The following is a 5,195-nucleotide window of genomic DNA, read 5'->3' on the forward strand; positions in this document are numbered from 1 at the left end:
GGCGTTTCCCCTCCGCCATGACCGCCGTAACACTATGAACATATCAAACAACACACACACCCACACTGTGGGGGGTTGTTTGGTGTTTGTTCAGAGTTGCACAGTGGACGCGTAGCATATTCGTAGTCAAGTCCTCGGCCTATTAGTACCGGTCAACTCAACCCGTTACCGAGCTTACATTTCCGGCCTATCAACCCAGTCGTCTAGCTGGGGGCCTTACCCCCACAAAGTGGGGTGGGATACCTCATCTTGAAGCAGGCTTCCCGCTTAGATGCTTTCAGCGGTTATCCCTTCCGAACGTAGCTAACCAGCCGTGCCCCTGGCGGGACAACTGGCACACCAGAGGTTCGTCCGTCCCGGTCCTCTCGTACTAGGGACAGCCCTTCTCAAGTATCCTACGCGCACGGCGGATAGGGACCGAACTGTCTCACGACGTTCTAAACCCAGCTCGCGTACCGCTTTAATGGGCGAACAGCCCAACCCTTGGGACCTGCTACAGCCCCAGGATGCGACGAGCCGACATCGAGGTGCCAAACCATCCCGTCGATATGGACTCTTGGGGAAGATCAGCCTGTTATCCCCGGGGTACCTTTTATCCGTTGAGCGACACCGCTTCCACACGCAAGTGCCGGATCACTAGTCCCGACTTTCGTCCCTGCTCGACCTGTCAGTCTCACAGTCAAGCTCCCTTGTGCACTTGCACTCAACACCTGATTGCCAACCAGGCTGAGGGAACCTTTGGGCGCCTCCGTTACCCTTTAGGAGGCAACCGCCCCAGTTAAACTACCCACCAGACACTGTCCCTGAACCGGATAACGGTCCGAAGTTAGATACCCAAATCAACCAGAGTGGTATTTCAAGATTGCCTCCACCCATACTGGCGTACAGGTTTCACCGGCTCCCACCTATCCTACACAAGTCCATTCAGATACCAATGTCAAGCTATAGTAAAGGTCCCGGGGTCTTTCCGTCCTGCCGCGCGTAACGAGCATCTTTACTCGTACTGCAATTTCGCCGGGCCTGTGGTTGAGACAGTGGGGAAGTCGTTACGCCATTCGTGCAGGTCGGAACTTACCCGACAAGGAATTTCGCTACCTTAGGATGGTTATAGTTACCACCGCCGTTTACTGGCGCTTAAGTTCTCCGCTTCGCCCCCGAAAGAGCTAACAGGTCCCCTTAACGTTCCAGCACCGGGCAGGCGTCAGTCCATATACATCGAATTACTTCTTCGCATGGACCTGTGTTTTTAGTAAACAGTCGCTTCCCCCTGCTCTCTGCGGCCATACAACGCTCCACCCGCACGGGGCTTCACGTCTCCGGCCCCCCTTCTCCCTAAGTTACGGGGGCAATTTGCCGAGTTCCTTAACCACAGTTCGCCCGATCGCCTCGGTATTCTCTACCTGACCACCTGTGTCGGTTTGGGGTACGGGCCGCTCGAAACTCGCTAGAGGCTTTTCTCGGCAGCATAGGATCACTGACTTCACCTGAATCGGCTCGGCATCACGTCTCAGCCTCAATGCACCGCGGATTTGCCTACGGCACGGCCTACACGCTTACCCCGGCACAACCACCGGCCGGGCTCAGCTACCTTCCTGCGTCACCCCATCGCTTGACTACTACCCGCCAGGTTCCCACGCTCCCCAACCTCAACCCGAAGGTCTAGGCTGGCTCGGGTGGTTAGCACAACGAGGTTCATCAGGGACGCTCCTTCGCGGGTACGGGAATATCAACCCGTTGTCCATCGACTACGCCTCTCGGCCTCGCCTTAGGTCCCGACTCACCCAGGGCGGATTAGCCTGGCCCTGGAACCCTTGGTCATCCGGCGGAAGGGTTTCTCACCCTTCTTTCGCTACTCATGCCTGCATTCTCACTCGTGCCGCGTCCACAACTAGGTCACCCCGCTGCTTCACCCCCGGCACGACGCTCCCCTACCCATCCACACACCTGCACAAGGAATCAAGTCCAAGCGAGATTAAAATGTGAATGCCACAGCTTCGGCGGTGTGCTTGAGCCCCGCTACATTGTCGGCGCGGAACCACTTGACCAGTGAGCTATTACGCACTCTTTAAAGGGTGGCTGCTTCTAAGCCAACCTCCTGGTTGTCTATGCGACCCCACATCCTTTTCCACTTAGCACACGCTTAGGGGCCTTAGCTGGTGATCTGGGCTGTTTCCCTCTCGACTACGAAGCTTATCCCCCGCAGTCTCACTGCCGCGCTCTCACTTACCGGCATTCGGAGTTTGGCTGATTTCGGTAAGCTTGTAGGCCCCCTAGACCATCCAGTGCTCTACCTCCGGCAAGAAACACACGACGCTGCACCTAAATGCATTTCGGGGAGAACCAGCTATCACGGAGTTTGATTGGCCTTTCACCCCTAACCACAGGTCATCCCCCAACTTTTCAACGTTGGTGGGTTCGGCCCTCCACGCGGTCTTACCCGCGCTTCAGCCTGCCCATGGCTAGATCACTCCGCTTCGGGTCTAGAACATGCGACTACGACGCCCTATTCAGACTCGCTTTCGCTACGGCTCCCCCACACGGGTTAACCTCGCCACATGCCACTAACTCGCAGGCTCATTCTTCAAAAGGCACGCCGTCACCCCGCAAGGCTCCGACGGATTGTAGGCGAACGGTTTCAGGTACTATTTCACTCCCCTCCCGGGGTACTTTTCACCATTCCCTCACGGTACTCGTCCGCTATCGGTCACCAGGAAGTATTTAGGCTTACCAGGTGGTCCTGGCAGATTCACGGCAGATTTCAGGAGTCCGCCGCTACTCGGGAACACCCACAGAAGATCAGCAACTTTCACCTACCGGACTCTCACCGACTACGGTTGGCTTTTCCACACCATTCGGCTAGCCACTGATTTTATAACTCCTCGAACAAGTGTCAGCTCATTCAGCAGGGTCCCACAACCCCGACCACGCAACCCCTGACAGGTATCACACGCAACCGGTTTAGCCTCAATCCGCTTTCGCTCGCCACTACTCACGGAATCACTACATTGTTTTCTCTTCCTACGGGTACTGAGATGTTTCACTTCCCCGCGTTCCCCCCACACACCCTATGTGTTCAGGTGCGGGTGACACCACATGACTGGTGCCAGGTTTCCCCATTCGGACACCCTGGGATCACAGCTTGGTTGACAGCTCCCCCAGGCCTATCGCGGCCTCCCACGTCCTTCATCGGCTCCTGGTGCCAAGGCATCCACCGTTCGCCCTTGACAACTTGACCACAAAGATGCTCGCGTCCACTGTGCAATTCTCAACAAACAACCAACCCACAACCCGAAAGCCCCACACCAGCAACCCCACCCCACCCCGCAAGGCAGAACAGAATCCGGTATGCGAGACCAGGCCATGCCTGGCAGACCACCGAAGCTCACGCTCCAGAACAGTCCTCCGAAACAACAACCCTCAGGTTGTTCCTTCAGGACCCAACAGGGTGCCTACATCCCTCCACCAGCCGCACCAAGAGGAACCGTTCCCACCACCCCGAAGAGCAGCTGTACTAGGTGTCCCGGCCGTTGCCAGGGAAAAACTTGCCAGTGTCTCCGCCATCTGAGCACCCCACCACCACATTCGGGCAGCGCGGGCTCCATACCGGCTTTCACCGGATGGTGCTCCTTAGAAAGGAGGTGATCCAGCCGCACCTTCCGGTACGGCTACCTTGTTACGACTTCGTCCCAATCGCCAGCCCCACCTTCGACGGCTCCCTCCACAAGGGTTGGGCCACCGGCTTCGGGTGTTGCCGACTTTCGTGACGTGACGGGCGGTGTGTACAAGGCCCGGGAACGTATTCACCGCAGCGTTGCTGATCTGCGATTACTAGCGACTCCGACTTCACGGGGTCGAGTTGCAGACCCCGATCCGAACTGAGACCGGCTTTTTGGGATTCGCTCCACCTCACGGCATCGCAACCCATTGTACCGGCCATTGTAGCATGCGTGAAGCCCTGGACATAAGGGGCATGATGACTTGACGTCATCCCCACCTTCCTCCGAGTTGACCCCGGCAGTCTTCGATGAGTCCCCGCCATAACGCGCTGGCAACATCGAACGAGGGTTGCGCTCGTTGCGGGACTTAACCCAACATCTCACGACACGAGCTGACGACAGCCATGCACCACCTGTGACCGCCCCCGAAGGACCTCCCATCTCTGGAAGTTTTGCGGCCATGTCAAACCCAGGTAAGGTTCTTCGCGTTGCATCGAATTAATCCGCATGCTCCGCCGCTTGTGCGGGCCCCCGTCAATTCCTTTGAGTTTTAGCCTTGCGGCCGTACTCCCCAGGCGGGGCGCTTAATGCGTTAGCTGCGGCACAGGGAACCGGAGAGGCCCCCCACACCTAGCGCCCAACGTTTACAGCGTGGACTACCAGGGTATCTAATCCTGTTCGCTCCCCACGCTTTCGCTCCTCAGCGTCAGTATCGGCCCAGAGACCCGCCTTCGCCACCGGTGTTCCTCCTGATATCTGCGCATTTCACCGCTACACCAGGAATTCCAGTCTCCCCTACCGAACTCTAGCCTGCCCGTATCGACCGCAGGCTTGGGGTTGAGCCCCAAGTTTTCACGGTCGACGCGACAAGCCGCCTACGAGCTCTTTACGCCCAATAAATCCGGACAACGCTCGCACCCTACGTCTTACCGCGGCTGCTGGCACGTAGTTGGCCGGTGCTTCTTCTGCAGGTACCGTCACTTGCGCTTCGTCCCTGCTGAAAGAGGTTTACAACCCGAAGGCCGTCATCCCTCACGCGGCGTCGCTGCATCAGGCTTCCGCCCATTGTGCAATATTCCCCACTGCTGCCTCCCGTAGGAGTCTGGGCCGTGTCTCAGTCCCAGTGTGGCCGGTCGCCCTCTCAGGCCGGCTACCCGTCGTCGCCTTGGTAGGCCATCACCCCACCAACAAGCTGATAGGCCGCGAGCCCATCCCAGGCCGAAAAACTTTCCACCAAACCCCATGCAGGGCAAGGTCATATCCGGTATTAGCCCCCGTTTCCGAGGGTTATCCCAAAGCCTAGGGCAGGTTACTCACGTGTTACTCACCCGTTCGCCGCTCGAGTACCCCGAAGGGCCTTTCCGCTCGACTTGCATGTGTTAAGCACGCCGCCAGCGTTCGTCCTGAGCCAGGATCAAACTCTCCAACAAAAACCTGTTGAACAGCATCCTGACAACAAAAGTGTTGCCAAAGGAATCC

Annotated in this window: 2 rRNA genes; both read right to left on the reverse strand. The window is 57.6% G+C overall.

Annotation, left to right across the window (positions count from 1 at the left end):
• Nucleotides 1-122: 122 nt before the first annotated feature.
• Nucleotides 123-3,235, reverse strand: a 23S ribosomal RNA gene (locus JQX11_RS31860).
• Nucleotides 3,236-3,631: 396 nt separating this feature from the next.
• Nucleotides 3,632-5,146, reverse strand: a 16S ribosomal RNA gene (locus tag JQX11_RS31865).
• The 16S and 23S rRNA genes sit together here, the layout of an rRNA operon.
• Between the last annotated feature and the right edge of the window lie 49 nt (nt 5,147-5,195).

Origin of the sequence: Micromonospora humida, from assembly GCF_016901255.1 — a bacterium.
GTDB lineage: Bacteria > Actinomycetota > Actinomycetes > Mycobacteriales > Micromonosporaceae > Micromonospora > Micromonospora wenchangensis.